The sequence below is a fragment of the Nocardioides xinjiangensis genome, assembly GCF_017916455.1.
Classification (GTDB): Bacteria; Actinomycetota; Actinomycetes; order Propionibacteriales; family Nocardioidaceae; genus Nocardioides; species Nocardioides xinjiangensis.
Map to the genome: position 1 here is coordinate 2,028,944 of NZ_JAFMSY010000001.1, position 16,769 is coordinate 2,045,712.

General features: G+C 71.5%; 11 protein-coding genes. 6 read left to right on the forward strand and 5 right to left on the reverse strand.

The window, feature by feature from the left end:
- Window positions 1-7: 7 nt before the first annotated feature.
- Both J3P38_RS09530 and J3P38_RS09535 read right to left on the reverse strand, forming a co-directional pair.
- Window positions 8-658, reverse strand: a complete 651-nt coding sequence (locus J3P38_RS09530; RefSeq protein ID WP_210439515.1) for a dihydrofolate reductase family protein — start codon at window positions 656-658, stop codon at window positions 8-10.
- Between the two features lie 43 nt (window positions 659-701).
- Window positions 702-1,637 carry a metallophosphoesterase gene (locus J3P38_RS09535; RefSeq protein WP_307807827.1) on the reverse strand — a complete coding sequence of 312 codons (936 nt, stop codon included), beginning with the start codon at window positions 1,635-1,637 and terminating at the stop codon, window positions 702-704.
- A 25-nt stretch (window positions 1,638-1,662) separates the two neighbouring features.
- On the opposite strand from J3P38_RS09535, the gene J3P38_RS09540 reads away from it, so the two are divergent.
- Window positions 1,663-2,121: a GatB/YqeY domain-containing protein gene (locus tag J3P38_RS09540; RefSeq protein WP_210439517.1), complete on the forward strand. Its 459-nt coding sequence runs from the start codon at window positions 1,663-1,665 to the stop codon at window positions 2,119-2,121.
- Window positions 2,122-2,171: 50 nt separating this feature from the next.
- Here J3P38_RS09540 and J3P38_RS09545 read toward each other — a convergent pair whose 3' ends face one another.
- Window positions 2,172-4,514: a penicillin-binding protein gene (locus J3P38_RS09545; RefSeq protein ID WP_210503402.1), complete on the reverse strand. Its 2,343-nt coding sequence runs from the start codon at window positions 4,512-4,514 to the stop codon at window positions 2,172-2,174.
- 195 nt (window positions 4,515-4,709) lie between these two features.
- On the opposite strand from J3P38_RS09545, the gene J3P38_RS09550 reads away from it, so the two are divergent.
- Window positions 4,710-5,009: a WhiB family transcriptional regulator gene (locus J3P38_RS09550; protein ID WP_210439519.1), complete on the forward strand. Its 300-nt coding sequence runs from the start codon at window positions 4,710-4,712 to the stop codon at window positions 5,007-5,009.
- A 21-nt stretch (window positions 5,010-5,030) separates the two neighbouring features.
- On the opposite strand, the gene J3P38_RS09555 is transcribed toward J3P38_RS09550, so the two are convergent.
- Both J3P38_RS09555 and J3P38_RS09560 read right to left on the reverse strand, forming a co-directional pair.
- Window positions 5,031-6,185 carry an ArsA family ATPase gene (locus J3P38_RS09555; protein WP_210439520.1) on the reverse strand — a complete coding sequence of 385 codons (1,155 nt, stop codon included), beginning with the start codon at window positions 6,183-6,185 and terminating at the stop codon, window positions 5,031-5,033.
- Complete coding sequence (locus J3P38_RS09560; protein ID WP_307807828.1) at window positions 6,182-7,219, reverse strand: ArsA-related P-loop ATPase; 1,038 nt, start codon at window positions 7,217-7,219, stop codon at window positions 6,182-6,184. Before J3P38_RS09560 ends, J3P38_RS09555 begins: the two co-directional genes overlap by 4 nt.
- 201 nt (window positions 7,220-7,420) lie before the next feature.
- On the opposite strand from J3P38_RS09560, the gene J3P38_RS09565 reads away from it, so the two are divergent.
- The 4 genes from J3P38_RS09565 (at window position 7,421) to J3P38_RS09580 (ending at window position 16,674) form a co-directional block, all read left to right on the forward strand.
- A complete protein-coding gene (locus J3P38_RS09565; protein WP_210503403.1) occupies window positions 7,421-14,362 on the forward strand; it encodes an OmpL47-type beta-barrel domain-containing protein in 6,942 nt (2,313 codons plus the stop codon).
- Window positions 14,363-14,492: 130 nt separating this feature from the next.
- Window positions 14,493-15,326: a CoA transferase subunit A gene (locus J3P38_RS09570; protein WP_210439522.1), complete on the forward strand. Its 834-nt coding sequence runs from the start codon at window positions 14,493-14,495 to the stop codon at window positions 15,324-15,326.
- Between the two features lies 1 nt (window position 15,327).
- Entirely contained in the window at window positions 15,328-16,008 is a 681-nt protein-coding gene (locus J3P38_RS09575) for a CoA transferase subunit B (protein ID WP_210503404.1), read from the forward strand.
- 159 nt (window positions 16,009-16,167) lie between these two features.
- Complete coding sequence (locus J3P38_RS09580) at window positions 16,168-16,674, forward strand: hypothetical protein (RefSeq protein ID WP_210503405.1); 507 nt, start codon at window positions 16,168-16,170, stop codon at window positions 16,672-16,674.
- Window positions 16,675-16,769: the final 95 nt, after the last annotated feature.

The following is a 16,769-nucleotide window of genomic DNA, read 5'->3' on the forward strand; positions in this document are numbered from 1 at the left end:
GGAGCGGTCAGGCCGCCCCGAAATCGCCCCGGCGCCGGGTGAGGGTCAGGTGCGTGACACCCGTCGGCGACGACACCGACTCCACGTGGAAGGCGTCCTCGATCCCCTCGAGGCCGTCCCACAGCCGGGCGCCGCGACCCAGCACGATCGGCACGACCACCACGTGGAGGTGGTCGACGAGCCCGGCGGCGACGAAGTCGCGGATCGTGGTCGCGCCGCCTCCGAGGCGTACGTCGAGGTCGCCGGCCGCCTGCTGCGCGACGGCGAGCGCCTCGGCGGGCGAGGCGTCCAGGAAGTGGAAGGTGGTCCCACCCGACATCTCCAGCGGTGGTCGGGGGCGGTGGGTCAGGACGTACGTCGGGGTGTGGAACGGCGGGTCGTCGCCCCACCATCCCCGCCAGTCGGGATCGTCCTGCCAGCCGGGCGGACCGAACTTGTTGGCTCCCATGACCTCGGCACCGAAGCCGACTGCGTGGCGGGCCGCGAACGCGGCGTCCACGCCTCGCGCGCCGCCCTCGGGGTCCCAGAAGTCCGTCGCGAACATCCACTGGTGCAGGCGTTCGCCGGCATGCCCGAAGGGGGACTCCAGCGACTGCGGCTCACCCGCGCCGAAGCCGTCGAGCGAGATCGAGAAGTTGTGGACGCGCACGAGCGGCACGGAGACCTCCTGGAGGCCGGCGGGGTCCTGTCGACCCAGGATGTCAGGACGCCGCCACCAGTGTCAGCAGCGTCGCCTCGGGACGGCACGCCACCCGGAACCGGATGTAGGGGTTCGTGCCGAGCCCGGCCGAGACGTGCAGCCAGGCGGAGCCCTCGTCGCCCGGCGCGGACGTCGCCGGGTGGCGGTGCAGGCCGCGGGCCCGGCCGCGGTCGAGGTCGCAGTTGGTGGTGAGCGCCCGGCCGGGACCTCCGAGCGTGGGCAGGCAGACCTGGCCGCCGTGCGTGTGTCCCGCGATGATGGCGTCGTAGCCGTCGCGCGCGAACTGGTCGAGCACGCGGAGGTACGGCGCGTGGGTGACGGCGAGGCGCACGTCCGCGGTCCTGTCGGCCGGTCCGGCCACCCGGTCGAGGTCGTCGTAGCGCAGGTGCGGGTCGTCGACGCCGACGAACGCGAGGGAGGTGCCGCCCACGGTCAGGGCCGCGAAGCCGTTGGTGAGGTCCAGCCAGCCGGCCGAGTCGAAGCGGTCCTTGAGGTCGGGCCAGGGCAGCTGGGGAGTCGTGGTGTTGCGGTCACCTGTGTCGGGCAGCAGGTAGCGCACCGGGTTGCGTAGGCCCGGTGAGTAGTAGTCGTTGGAGCCGAGGACGTAGACGCCCGGGACGTCGAGCAGCGCGGCGAGGGCGTCGGCGACGACCGGCACCGCCCGCATGTGGGCGAGGTTGTCGCCGGTGTTGACGACGAGGTCCGGACGGAGGTCCGCGAGCCCGCGGAGCCACTCCTGCTTGGCCCGCTGGTCGGGCGTCATGTGGATGTCGCTGAGGTGCAGCACCCGCAGGGGGCCGTGCCCGGCCGGCAGCAGAGGGACGGTGACGCGCCGCAGCGTGTACTGCCGTGCCTCCCAGGCGGCGTACGTCGCCAGCCCCGCGCCGGCGACGGCGCCCGCGGTCGCCGCACGACGGACGAATGGGAGGGGGGGCACGGCGCAAGGCTGCCACAATGGCCCCATGAGTGCTCTGAAGGACCGTCTCCGCGCCGATCTCACCACCGCCATGAAGGCGCGTGACGAGCTGCGCTCCTCGACCCTGCGGATGGTGCTGACCGCCATCACCAACGCCGAGGTGGCCGGCAAGCAGGCGCGTGAGCTCTCCGACGACGACATCATCGGGGTGCTCTCCACCGAGGCGAAGCGGCGCCGCGAGGCCGCCACCGCGTTCGAGGAGGGCGGGCGCGCCGAGATGGCGGCCAAGGAGGCCGCCGAGGGCGAGGTCATCGCCGAGTACCTCCCCGCCCAGCTCAGCGGCGAGGAGATCGCCCGGCTGGTGTCCGAGGCGATCGAGCAGACGGGCGCCGCCGGCGAGGGCATGCGGGCCATGGGCAAGGTGATGGGCGTCGTGACGCCGCAGGTCAAGGGCCGGGCAGATGGCGGCGCGGTGGCCGCCGAGGTGCGTCGCCAGCTGGGCTGACGACGCGCCCGCGGACGTCGCCCCCGGGACGACGGGACGCGGGGGCCGGGTCAGCCCCGGCCGCCGCCGTTGCCGCGACCGCGACCGCCGCCGTTCCCGTTGCCGGTGGAGGGCTCGGTGCCCGTCGAGGTGTAGAGGGTGACGGTGTCCCCGCTGCTGAGCTGGGTGCCTGCCTCGGGGGAGGTGGACACCACGGTGCCCTCGGCGGTCTCCGAGTCCACCGGGCCGCCGTCGGCGACGGTGAACCCGGCCGCCTCGATCGCCTGTGTCGCGGCCTCGACCGTCTGGCCGGTCACGTCGGGCACGCTGGTGAGCACGCCGGCGACCTGGTCGCCGGGCGGGGCCTGGAAGTCCTCGTAGGGCAGCTTGGCCGAGACGGCCGCCATCGCGTCGCCCCAGATCGGTCCGGCCACGGTCGAGCCGAAGGCCTCGCCGATGTAGCTGCCGCCGACGACCTGCCCGTTGAGGCTGACCCACTCGCCGAACTCGTTGGCGCCGGCGACCATGGCGACGGTGGACAGCGACGGCGTGTAGCCGGCGAACCACACCGACATGTTCTGCTGGTTGGTGCCGGTCTTGCCGGCCGACGGCTTGTCGATCGCGATGTTCTGCCCGAAGCCGCCCGGCTCCATCACGCCGCGCAGGATGTCGTTGACCGCGTCGGCGGTGGCGCCCGGCATCACCTGCTCGCACTGGGACGCGAAGTCCTTGAGCACCTGGCCGGAGGAGTCGAGCACCTGCGTGACGGGTCGCGGGTCGCAGTGCAGGCCGCGCGCCGCGAAGGTGGCGTAGGCCTGCGCGAGCTCCAGCGGGTTGCTGTCGGAGACGCCGAGGATCCACGACGGGACCTCGTGCATCTTGGGGATCCTGACGCCCATGCTCTTGGCCAGCGCGATCGGCTCGCACATCCCGGTCATCACCTCGAGCTGGGCGAAGAACGTGTTCACCGACTGCTGCGTGCCCGAGTAGAGGTCGTAGGTGCCGAAGCCCGTCGAGTTGGAGACCGGCCAGCCCTTGCCGTCACCGGCGTAGGGACCGTCGCAGGTCTCGAACTCCTCGTCGGGGATCAGCATCTCCTGCGGCGAGTTGATGCTCGTGCTCAGCGGGATGCCCTGGTTGATCGCCGACGCCAGCACGAACAGCTTGAACGTCGAGCCGGCCTGGAAGCCGTTGGCGTCGCCGTACTTCTTGGGCACGACGTAGTTCAGGTAGGTCTCGCCGGCCGCCTTGTCCTTGCCCATCGGGCGGGACTGCGCCAGCGCACGGACGTCGCCGGTGCCCGGCTCGACCATCGCCAGGCCGCCGATGGCCTGGTCGGTCGGGAAGACGTGCGCGGCCACGGACTCGTCGGCGGCCCTCTGCATGTCGAGGTCGATCGTGGTGTTGATCGTCAGGCCGCCGTTCTTGAGCGTCGTACGCCGCTCCTTGGGCGTGTCGCCCAGCACGGGGTCCTTGAGCAGCCAGTTCACGACGTAGTCGCAGAAGAACGGCGCGCGGGACTGCTGGCAGCCGTTGGGCGCGGTCTCGATCTTCAGCGTGTCCTTCAGCGGCGTGGCCTTGAGGCGCTCGGCCTTCTTCTCGGTCAGGATCCCGAGCTGGGCCATGCGGTCGAGCACGACGTTGCGGCGGCCCTCGGCGCGCTCGGGGTTGTCGATGGGGTCGTAGCCGACGGGGTTCTTGACGAGGCCGGCGAGCGTCGCCGACTCCAGGAGGTTGAGGTCCTTGGCGTTCTTGGAGAAGAAGTGCCGGGCGGCGGACTGCACGCCGAACGCGCCGTCGCCGAAGTAGGCGATGTTGAGGTAGCGCTCGAGGATCCAGTCCTTGCTGTGGTTCTTCTCGAACGCGATGGCGTAGCGCAGCTCGCGGATCTTGCGGGCGTACGTCTCCTCCGTCGCGGCCCTGCGCTCCTCCTCCGTCTCGGCCTGGTAGAGCAGGGTCTGCTTCACCATCTGCTGGGTGATCGACGAGCCACCCTGCACGGCACCGCCGTTGGCCTGGTTGGTGATGAAGGCGCGCAGCGTGCCCTTGAGGTCGAGCGCCCCGTGCTCGTAGAAGCGGTAGTCCTCGATGGCGACGATGGCCTTCACCATCGGGCGCGAGATCGAGGCCAGCGGCACGTTGATGCGGTTCTGGTCGTAGAGCGAGGCGATCAGGTTGCCGTTGACGTCGTAGATGCGCGTCTTCTGCGACAGGTCCTTCGCCTCGAGCGACTCGGGGAGGTTGACCATCCCCTTGCTGACGTCCTTGGCCGCCACCCCCACCAGGCCGGCGAAGGGGATGGCGAGGCAGGCGACGAGGACGCCCATGACCACGGCGACGGCCCCCATGACCGCGAGGTGGGAGGCGACGCGGCCGGCGTCGGGCCGGGAGGGCGAGGACGAGCGGGAAGGCATGCCCACCAGAGTACGGGTGGATCGCATAGCACCTCACATCCAACGTGCGCAGCGGGATAGTTACATCGGACTATTCGATTTGGGCCACCTGGCCCTGCCGCGGTCGTTGGACTTTCGTTTACTTTTCTCGAGGAGTCAGGGATGGCCGCTATGGGGGCGGCTGACCGGCTCTTCACACACCGTGGGGATCACACTATGTGGGTCGAGGACTGGGCATCACGCGCCGCGTGCAAGGGCGACACTCCGGACGCGCTGTTCGTGCGTGGCGCCGAGCAGAACAAGGCCAAGCAGGTCTGCGCCGGCTGCCCCGTGCGCACCGAGTGCCTGGCAGAGGCGCTCGACAACCAGATCGAGTGGGGCGTCTGGGGCGGGATGACCGAGCGTGAGCGCCGCGCGCTGCTCCGCCGCCGCCCCGGCTCCTCGTGGCGCTCCATCCTGGAGACCGCCCGCACCAAGGTCGAGACCCCCTCCGAGACCCGCTCCGCCTCCGTCTGACTCCCCCCCGCGCCGGGGACGTCAGGCCTGCCGTGCCAGGCTCTCGCCGATCGCGCGCAGGCCGTCGAGGTCGTGGACGTCGCCGGCCATCGCCGGTACGACCGCCGTCGGCACCCGCGGGTGCGAGGCGGCGAAGCGCCCGCACAGGTGCTGCTCGCGCTCGACGAGGCGGACGCGGTCGGCGTGCAGCTGGAGCAGCCCCGCGGTCACGGACGACGGGTCCGACGACCGGAGCCGGTCGGCTGCGGCGATGGCCTCCTCGGCGGACAGCGCGGTGCGCGCCGACGGGCTGGCGCGGTTGACCACGAGCCCGGCCAGCGGCATGTCGTCGTCGGTGAGCCGGTCCACGAAGTACGCCGCCTCGCGCAACGCGTCCGGCTCGGGTGCCGCCACGACGACGAACGCCGTGCCGCGCGCCTGCAGCAGCGCGAACGTCTGCTCCGCACGCTGGCGGAAGCCGCCGAACAGGGTGTCGAAGGCCGCCACGAAGGTCTGCATGTCGCGCAGCACCTGCGCCCCCAGGACCTTGGTCAGCGCGCCGGTCACCACCGAGAAGCCGGCCGTCATCAACCTGGCCGGTCCGCGGGCCGGGGCCAGCAGCAGCCGGATGAAGCGGCCGTCGAGGAAGCTGGACAGCCGCTCCGGCGCGTCGAGGAAGTCCAGCGCCGAGCGCGACGGCGGGGTGTCGACCACGATGAGGTCGTAGGTGTCGTCCTGCCTGGCCCGCCGGTACAGCTGGCCCAGCTTCTCCATCGCCATGTACTCCTGCGTGCCCGCGAACGAGCTGGACAGCGCGACGTAGAACGGGTTCTCCAGGATCTGCCGGGCCTTCTCCGGGCTCGCCTGCCCCTCGACGACCTCGTCGAAGGTGCGCTTCATGTCGAGCATCATCGCGTCGAGGGAGCCGCCGGCGCCGGGGCGCACGCCCGGCACCGGGCGCGGGGTGTTGTCCAGCTGCTCGATCCCCATGGACTGGGCGAGCCGGCGGGCCGGGTCGATCGTCAGCACCACGACCGAGCGGCCGCGCTCCGCCGCGCGGAGCGCCAGCGCGGCGGAGGTGGTCGTCTTGCCGACGCCTCCCGAGCCGCAGCAGACGATGATCTCGGTGGTCCGGTCGTCGAGGAGCGCGTCGACGTCGAGCACCGGCGCCGGCCCGTCCGGCCGGGCGGTCCTCACGCCATCCCCTGGCGGCGGAGGAGCTGCGCCAGCTCCACCAGCGCGCCGTGGTCGATGCCGCTCGCGAGCCGGGGCAGCTCGTAGGTCGGCACGCCCTCGGCCGCGACGAGGTCGCGCTGCTCGTCCTCGAGCCGACGGCGTACGGCGTGCTCGCGTGCCTCGGCGACCAGGGAGGCGACCAGCTCGGCGTCCACGTCGACGCGGGCCCGCTGGAGGTCGGAGGTGATGGCGGAGGGGTCGAGCCCGCCGTCGCGGACGCGGGCGAGGGCACCGGCCCCCAGCGCTCGCGGCCGGACCAGGTTCACCACGACGCCGCCGACCGGCAGGCCCGCCGCGCGCAGCTCGGCGATCCCGTCGGAGGTCTCCTGCACCGGCATCTCCTCCAGGATCGTGACGAGGTGGACGGCCGTGCGCGGGGAGCGCAGCAGGTCCATGACCTTGTCGGCCTGTGTCTTGACGGGGCCGACCCGGGCCAGGCCCGCGAGCTCGGAGTTCACCCCGAGGAACTGGCTGATCCGTCCGGTGGGCGGCGCGTCGAGCACCACGGCGTCGTAGGTGGTCGTCCCCCCGGGCCCGTCGGTGCTCCGCCCGCCCCGCGGTCGCTGCACCGCCTCGTAGACCTTGCCGGTGAGCAGCACGTCGCGCACCCCCGGCGCGATGGTCGTGGCGAAGTCGACGACCCCGAACCGGTCGAGCGCCTTCCCCGCGCGCCCGAGCCGGTAGTACATCGCCAGGTACTCCAGGAGCGCCGACTCCGCGTCGATGTGCAGCGCGTGGACCCGTCCGGACCGGCCGTCCGCCTCGGGCGCGCCCTTGGCGATCCGGCGCTCCTCGTAGGGGAGCGGGTCCACGTCGAACATCCGCGCGATGCCCTGGCGCCCCTCCACCTCGCACAGCAGCACGTTGCGGCCGGCGGTGGCCAGCGCGAGCGCCAGCGCGGCGGCGACGGTCGACTTGCCGGTCCCGCCCTTGCCGGTCACCACGTGGAGACGCACGTTCGGCCAGTCGTCGGGCCGGTCGGCAGGCGCGGTCACGCCCCGAGGATAGCGACGGGCGACGGCGTCCTACTTTGGTCGCTTCTTCACGCTCGTCGGCGTCCTTCTTGTCCATCGCGGGCGACTTTTGCTTGACCGGTGCACAAAAGTCTGCGAGCGTCCGTGAGATACCGGTCGTGACGCCTGTCACACGCGCGTCCTGCGGCCGTTGCCACCCGTCAGCACCTTGGAGGCCCTGGGATGTCATCACCCACCGCTCGACGCTTCACCGTCGGCACCGCACTCACGACAGTCGCGACCCTCGTCGGCAGCGTGCTGCTCGGCGTGGTCGCGGCCGTCCCCGCCCAGGCCCACGAGGGCCACGGGCACGTCCTGATCTTCACCGAGGACGCCGCCGGCGACTGGCACGACGCGGCCATCGCGCAGGCGACGCCGAAGGTCCAGGCGGGCCTCGAGGCGGCCGGCATGCAGGTGAGCGTCGTCCACAAGGAGACGCCCGGTGGCTCCGAGGCGGTGTTCACCGACGAGGGCCTCGCGCCGTTCGACGCGATCCTGGTCTTCCAGGCCAACGGCGACCCGTGGAACGCCGACGAGAAGGCGGCCCTCGAGCGGTGGCACGCGAAGGGCAACGGCATCGCCGCGGTGCACAACGCGCTCGACATGCGCGGCAACTACCCGTGGTGGGACAACATGGTCGGCTCGCTGATGCCCGGCCACGCGCCCACCGGCACCGACCCGGGTCCCGCGGGCGTGGTGCGCAACGAGGACACCGTCCACCCCTCCACCGAGCACTTCCGCGGCACTCCGGACGCGACCCGCTGGCTGCGCAACGACGAGTGGTACAACTTCAGCAACAACGTCCGCGGCACCGCGCACGTGCTGCAGTCCATGGACGAGTCGACCTACTCCGGCGGCAACATGGGCTACGACCACCCGATCACCTGGTGCAAGCCCTACGAGGGCGGCCGCTTCTGGGGCACCGCCCTGGGCCACTTCCCCTCGCACTACGACGAGCCCGAGTTCATGGCCGAGATCGTCGGCGGCGTGAAGTACGTCGCCGGCCTCGATGAGGGCGACTGCGGCGGCACCGTGTGGAGCAACTACGAGCGCATCCCGCTCGACCAGAACACCTCCGCGCCGTTCGCGATCGACGTCGCCGACGACGGCAAGGTCTTCTACACCGAGCTGGTCCGTGGCCAGCTGCGCATGTACGACCCCAAGACCCAGGCGGTCACCACCGTGCTCACGCTCCCGGTCTACTCCGGCGGTGAAGACGGCCTCCTCGGCGTGGCGCTCGACCCGGACTTCAGCACCAACGGGCACATCTTCCTCTACCGCTCCGCGGAGTCGCCGGACAACGCGAACCCGAACAACTTCTGGTCCACCGTCTCCCGGTTCACCTTCGAGAACGGGTCGGTCGACCCCGCCTCGGAGAAGGTGATCATCAAGATCCCGGCCCGGCGCCTCCCCGACGAGCCCGGCCACACCGGCGGCGGCCTCGACATCGACGACAAGGGCAACCTCTTCATCGGCGTGGGCGACGACGTCAACCCGCACTCCGAGCCCTCCGGCGGCTACGCCCCGCTCTCCGAGCGCGCCGGCACGTTCCACGACGCCCGCGCCACCTCGGCCAACACCAACGACCTCCGCGGCAAGATCCTGCGGATCAACCCGGTCGACAACCCGGGCGAGCCCGGTGTCGGCAGCAGCTACACCATCCCCGAGGGCAACCTGTTCCCCGAGTCCGAGGACGCCGGGCGTGACAAGACCCTGCCCGAGATCTACGCGATGGGCTTCCGCAACCCGTTCCGGTTCTCGATCGACAGCGAGACCGGCTGGCTGAGCATGGCCGACTACTCGCCCGACAACGGCACCGACGCGCCCGCGACCCGCGGCCCCGCCGGCATCGCCGAGTGGAACCTCATCAAGAGCGCCGGCAACTACGGCTGGCCGATGTGCATGGGCGGCAACCACCAGGGCCAGAACCCCAACGGCGAGCCGTTCCGCGACGTCGACTACGGCCACACCACGCCGCTCAACCCGCCGGTCGTCGGTGGCTACTTCGACTGCGCCAAGCCCATCAACGACTCGGTGCACAACACCGGCCTGACCGAGCTCCCGCCGGCACGCCCCGCCGACATGTACTACGGCTACCGGCGCTCCTCGGTGGGCGCGATCCCGCAGGGCGGCGGCCTGGCCCCCATGGGCGGCCCGATCTACCGCTACGACGAGACGCTCGAGTCGGACACGAAGTTCCCCGAGTACTACGACGGGAAGCCGTTCTTCTACGACTGGGCCCGCAACAAGATGTACAACATCCAGCTCAAGGACGGCGGCGGCGCCCAGCCCGGCGCCGCGGTCGAGAAGGTCAACCCCTTCCTGCCCAACGTGCCCTTCCTGGCGCCGATCGACTCCAAGTTCGGTCCCGACGGCTCGATGTACGTCCTCGACTGGGGCGGCGGCTACGGTCGGGACAACCCGACCTCGGGCCTCTACCGGATCGACTACATCAGCGGCTCCCGCTCGCCGGTGGCCCGCATCGATGCCAGCCCCGACTCCGGCCAGGCGCCGCTGACGGTGACCTTCGACGGCGGCGACTCGACCGACCCCGAGGGCGAGCCGATCACCTACGCGTGGGACTTCGACGGTGACGGCGAGACCGACGCCACCGGCGAGACGGTGACCCACACCTTCACCGAGAACGGTGTCTTCAACCCCCGCCTCACGGTCACCGACCCCGCGGGCAAGACCGGCACGACGACGGTGCCGATCACGGTCGGCAACACCCGGCCGGTGGTCGAGCTCCAGATGCCGCCGGACGGATCGTTCTTCGACTTCGGCGACGAGGTGAGCTGGAAGGTCCAGGTCACCGACCCCGAGGACGGGACCATCGACCCGCAGCGCGTCGAGGTGCAGCCCGCGCTGGGCCACGACGACCACGCCCACCCGCTGGTCGCCTCCCGCGGCCTGACGGGCAGCACGGTCACCAGCATCGGCGGCCACGCGGCCGACGAGAACATCTTCTACTCGATCGACGCCCGCTACACCGACACCGGCGGCGAGGGCGGGGCCAACCCGCTCCTCGCCTCCGACACCTCGGTGATCTTCCCGAAGCTGCGCCAGGCGGAGTGGTTCGACGCCAAGTCGGACACCGCCACCCTCGCCCCCGGCCGTGACGCCGCGGGCGGCGGCCAGGTCGTGGTCGGCAAGAACAACGCCTGGGTGAACTTCGAGCCGGTGAGCTTCCACAACATCGACACGTTCAACCTGCGCGTCCAGGCAGCCGCCGCCGGCGGCACGATCGAGCTGCGTGACGGCGGCCCGACGGGACAGCTCATCGGCACCGCCGCCGTCCCCGCCACCGGGCAGCAGTTCCGCGACGTGGCGGTCGACGTGAGCGAGCTCGGCGACGAGACGTTCGACCTCTACCTGGTGTTCACCGGGACGAACGACATCAAGCTCAACTTCTTCGAGGCCATCGGCCAGGGCATCTCGCCCGAGGCCAAGCCGGTCGTCGCCATCACCTCGCCGGCCGACGGTGAGAAGTTCGACCCCGGTGCCGCCGTGACCCTGACCGCCGACGCCTCCGACGCCGACGGCTCGGTCGCCAAGGTCGAGTTCTTCGCCGGCGACACCAAGATCGGCGAGGACACCACCGCGCCGTACACGGTGACGTGGACCGCCCCGGCCGCGGAGGGTCTCTACGACCTCACGGCGAAGGCGACCGACGACGCCGGCAACACCACGACGTCGCGACTGGTGCAGGTGCAGGTGGGCGAGCTCTTCGGCGACCTCCTCCCCTTCACCAACGTCAACGGCGAGTTCGAGCGGCTCGGGGCCGGCCAGTTCCGGATCTCCGGTGCCGGCTCCAACGCCTGGCAGGGTGTCGACCAGTACACGACGCTCTACAAGCCGGGTGCAGGCGACGACTCCTACGACGCGATCGTGCGGGTCGACGCCAGCACGCTGGTGAACAACTCGGGCAAGGCCGGGCTCATCATCCGCAACGACATGACGCAGCCCGGCGTCTCGCCCGGCTACGCCATGCTCGCGTGGCGTCGGGCCGCCGGGATGGAGTTCCTGACCGACCCCGACGGCAACGGCCAGCTCAACCAGTCGATCGCCGGCGGCACCAGCACGGTGCCCAAGTGGCTGAAGCTCAGCCGCCGGGGCAACCAGGTGTCGGCCTTCTGGTCGAACAACGGCACGGCGTGGACCCAGATCGGGACGGCGGTGACGCTGGCGAACATCGGCGCCACCCAGGACGTCGGCATGTTCATCATGGCCCACGAGACCGGGGTCCGGACGGCTGACTTCTCGCAGTTCTCGGTCGACACCGACCCGCAGGCCCCCCAGCCGCAGGCGCCGAGCGACCCGCTCAGCTGCGTGGGCGGACCCCTCAGCGACGACTTCACCTCGCCGTCGCTGCTGCCGAAGTGGGCCCTGCGCCACGACCCGGCCCGGCCGATCACCCAGTCGGGCGGCGCGCTGAACCTGCCGGTCACCAACGGCGACATCAACGAGGCGTCGGCCGGTCCGGTGAGCTTCGCCGGTCAGGCCGTTCCCGCCGGGAACTGGGTCGCCACCACGAAGCTGACGCTCGCGCACACCTCGCACTGGCAGTGGGCCGGCCTGGTCGTCCACCGCTCCGACGACGAGTACAACAAGCTCGGCTTCGTGCGGGGGCAGAACGGCGCGGCGAACCGGTTCGTGGAGTTCCAGTCCGAGACCAACGGACAGCGCACCACGCCGGGCAGCTCCGACCTGCCGGCCGACTTCCCGTCGACGATCCACCTCCGCCTGACCAACACCAACGGGACGCTCACCGCGGCGTACTCCAGTGACGGCCAGGCCTGGACCAACGTCAACGGCTCGACGCCGCTGAAGACCGGCGCCGGCACCCGCATCGGCGTGATGGCGGCGGGCGACCTCGGCACCACCCCGGTGTCCGCCGCGGTCGACTCGTTCACCATCACCCCCGACGGGACCGCCGCGGCCTTCGAGCCCGGCGACGAGTTCGACGGCACCGCGCTGAACGGGTGCCGCTGGGCGGAGTCGGTGCGCTACAACTCGCACACCGAGTCGGTGGCCGACGGCCACCTGAAGATCGCGACGGAGCCGGGCGACATCAACGGCAACAACCCGATCAAGCCGCGCAACTTCATCCTGCAGGACGCCCCGGCGGGCGACTGGGTGGCCGAGACGAAGCTCAAGGCTCCGCTCAAGCACCGCTACCAGCTCGCCGGCCTGCTGATGTACGGCAACGACGACAACTACGCCAAGGCCGACATCGTCGCCTACAACGCCCCCGGCGCGGCGCTCGACCTGCGCGCCGAGCTGGCCGCCGAGAAGGGCGGGAGCGGTGTCGCGGGCGGTGACGCGGTCAACATCCCCGACACCACGGAGAGCGGCTACTGGTGGGTCCAGGTGACCAAGGTCGGCACGCGGTACACGGCGGCGGTCAAGTCCACCGCTGGCGCCTCGTGGACGCCCATCGGTGACGGCATCACCTACGACGGTCCGCTCAACTCGCTCGGCCTGATGGCGATCGGCCCGGAGCAGGAGGAGCCGGTCACGGTGGAGTTCGACTACTTCCACCTCGACACCGAGGAGGAGCCGCCGGCCGACACGACCGCCCCGGTCACCTCGGCCAGCCAGGCCGTGGTCGAGGGTGGCGTGCAGGTCACGCTGACCGCGACCGACGAGACCGGCGGCAGCGGCGTGAAGTCCACCGAGTACCGGATCGACGAGGGCGCGTGGACGGCGTACACCGCGCCGTTCACCCTCACCGAGGCCGGCACCCACACCGTCGAGTTCCGCTCGACCGACGTGGCCGGCAACGTGGAGGTCGCCAAGAGCATCGAGGTGGTCGTCGAGGCCGCCGACGCCGACGCACCGACCACCACGATCACCTGGTCGCCCGCCACGGCGGACGGCGAGGAGGGCTGGTACGTCACCGCTCCGAGCTTCACCCTCGCCGCCGAGGACGGCGACGGCTCGGGCGTCGCCTCGACCGAGTACCGGATCGACGGCGGTGAGTGGACGGCGTACGACGGTGCCGTGACGCTCGCCGACGGCGTCCAGACGGTCGAGTACCGCTCGACGGACGAGGCGGGCAACGCCGAGGACGTCCAGCAGTCCGAGGTCAAGGTCGACACGGTCCCGCCGGCGACCGGAGCCACCCAGGAGCGGGCCGGCAACGGCGTGCGGGTGGTGCTCGAGGCGACCGACGCCACCTCGGGCGTGGCCACCACCGAGTACCGCCTCGACGGCGGCGACTGGACCGACTACTCCGACCCGGTCGTGGTGACCGGCGCCGGGGACCACACGGTCCGCTTCCGCTCGACAGACGTCGCGGGCAACGTGGAGGAGGAGGGGTCGATCGAGGTCACCGTTGACGGTCCCCCCGCCGACACCACGGCCCCGGAGACCACCGTGACGACCGCCCCGGCCTCGCCCGACGGCAGCGCCGGCTGGTTCACCACGGCTCCGAAGGTCACGCTCGCCGCCACCGACGCCGACTCCGGGGTCGCGCGCACCGAGTACCGCCTCGGCAACGGCGCGTGGACGGCGTACTCGGCTCCGTTCACCGTCACCACCCAGGGCCGCCAGGTCCTCGAGGTGCGGTCGGTCGACCGGTCGGGCAACATCGAGACGGCGCAGTCGACGACCCTGGCGGTCGACACCGGCGAGCCGGACGTCGCGATCTCCGGGATCCGGGCGCGTACCTACCCGAGCCACAAGGCGACGGCGGTGGCGTGGACGGCGACGGACGCGACCTCCGGGGTCCGCGGAGTGCGGGCGACGCTCGACGGGGAGCCCGTCGAGGCCGGCGAGTGGGGCATGTGGAACCTGTCCACCGGCCGCCACGTCCTCACGGTCACGGCGACGGACGTCGCCGGGAACACCGACTCGCAGACGGTGGTCTTCACCGTGCAGGCGACCGGCAAGTCCCTGGAGAAGGTCGTGACGACCGTGGCCGCCGACGGCGACCTCGGGCCGAAGCTGGCCAACAAGCTCCTCCAGCTCGACAAGGACGCCCGCAAGGCCGAGCGGCAGGGTGACCGCCGCGAGGCGCGCCAGCACCTCAAGGCGCTGCGCGAGCTCGTCCGCAGCAAGGTCGAGGGCGAGCTGCGCGCGGCTCTCCTCGCCCAGGTGAAGGAGCGTCTGGCCAAGCGCTGATCGGCGCTCATCCGGTGGACGGCCGGGCCCGGGGAGACCCCCCGGGCCCGGCCGTCCGCGTCTGCCTCCGCCGTCGGGCGGTCGCGGCCCAGGCAGTGGCGGCGGTCACACGGCCGCTAGTGTCTGCGCCATGGACAAAGTGGTCTCCTCTGCGGCCGACGCGGTCGCCGACATCCCGGACGGCGCGACCCTCGCGGTCGGCGGGTTCGGGCTGTCCGGCGTCCCGTCGGTGCTCATCGACGCGATCCTCGAGGCGGGCACGACCGACCTCGAGGCGGTCTCGAACAACTGCGGCGTGGACGAGTGGGGCCTGGGTCGGCTCCTGTTCGCCAAGCGGATCCGACGGATGATCTCCTCCTACGTCGGTGAGAACAAGGAGTTCGCGCGGCAGTACCTCTCCGGCGAGCTGGAGGTGGAGCTGACCCCGCAGGGCACGCTGGCGGAGCGGATGCGCGCCGGCGGGTCCGGCATCCCCGGCTTCTACACCGCGACCGGGGTCGGCACGCAGGTCGCCGAGGGCGGGCTGCCCTGGAAGTACGACGCCGAGGGCACCGTCGTGGTGGCCTCGCCGCCGAAGGAGACCAAGGTCTTCTCGACCGCCGAGGGGGAGAAGGAGTACGTCCTCGAGCGGGCCATCGTCGCCGACTTCGCCCTGGTGCGGGCCTGGAAGGGCGACCGCCACGGCAACCTCGTCTACCGCCGGTCCGCGCGCAACTTCAACCCGCTCGCCGCGATGTGCGGCCGGGTCACCATCGCGGAGGTGGAGCACCTGGTCGAGCCCGGTGAGCTCGACCCCGACCTCGTCCACACGCCGGGGGTCTACGTCCAGCGGGTGGTCCCGCTGACGCCGGAGCAGGCGGCTGACAAGAGGATCGAGAAGGTCACCACGCGACCCCGGCCCGAGCAGGGCGCCGACCCGGTGCAGGGCTCGGACGACGCGGCGAGCTTCGGACTGGGAGGCTGACATGACCGACAAGAGGGGCTGGACGCGGGAGCAGATGGCGGCGCGGGCGGCGTCGGAGCTGCGGGACGGGTCCTACGTCAACCTCGGCATCGGGCTGCCGACGCTGGTGCCCAACTACGTCGCCGACGACGTGGAGCTGGTGCTCCAGTCGGAGAACGGCATCCTCGGAGTGGGGGCCTACCCCTACGAGGGGGAGGAGGACCCCGACCTGATCAACGCGGGCAAGGAGACGGTGACCCTGCGCAAGGGGGCGTCGTTCTTCGACTCCGCGCAGTCGTTCGGGATGATCCGCGGCGGCAAGATCGACGCCGCGATCCTCGGCGCCATGCAGGTCTCCGCGGCCGGCGACATCGCCAACTGGATGATCCCGGGGAAGATGGTCAAGGGCATGGGCGGCGCGATGGACCTGGTGCACGGTGCCAAGCGGGTGATCGTGCTGATGGAGCACGTCGCCAAGGACGGGTCGCTGAAGATCCTCCACGAGTGCGACCTGCCCTTCACCGGCAAGCGCGTGGTGCAGCGCATCATCACCGACCTCGCCGTGATCGACGTGATCGACCCCGCCACCGGCGAGGTCGCCCCGTCGGGCACGGCCGGCGACCGCGTGCTCAGGCTGGTCGAGCTCGCCCCGGGCGTGTCGGAGGACGAGGTGCGCGAGAAGACGCAGCCCGACCTCGTCTGAGCGCGCCCCAGCCGGTCTGGACCGGTCAGGCCCTCGGCGGAGGGCCTGCTCGCGCGCAGGCATGGTCGAGCCATCGCCTCGTTGACCCCTGCCTCGTGCCGGGAGCACGATCGACGGTGGCCGCGCGCCACCCGGGCGCGCCAGGAGGGGAGCGGAGCCATGCAGCACGACACATTGAAGGGGACCCCGGTGGCGATCAACGCCTCGCGACCCCTCAACGGCCACATCGTCGACGTCGGCAGCCGGGACGACGGGTCGCCGCACGAGGTCATCACGTACTGGGAGTGCTCGGGCGGGCACATCGTCATCCACACCGGCCACACGGACGCCACGACGATGACCTCGGTCGAGGACGGGTCGGTGACCACCAGCATCCCCTGCGGTTCCTCCGACTCGCCGTCGTCGGGGTCCGGCTGGAGCATCGAGGTGCAGGGCAGCGGCTTCCTCGCCACCGTCCCGCCCGACCTCGTCGACCGCGTCGACGTGGGCGACAGCACGTTCGTCGTGGCCACGCAGAGCGGCGCGGAGGACTCCGACCGCTCGCTGACGATCTGGAGCACGGCCACGTGCGAGGGCGGCCACGTGGTCATGCACTACGGCCACGAGGACGCCGGTGCCGGGACCTCCGTGTACGACGGCTCGGTGGTGACGTCGGTCCCCTGTTGAGCAGCAGTCGCGGTGTCGCCCTGCAGCCGACGGCGAGGCGGCCGGCCTCCAACCTCCGCGGAGGGCGGACCGGCTGTCGGCACGGAGGGCCTCGG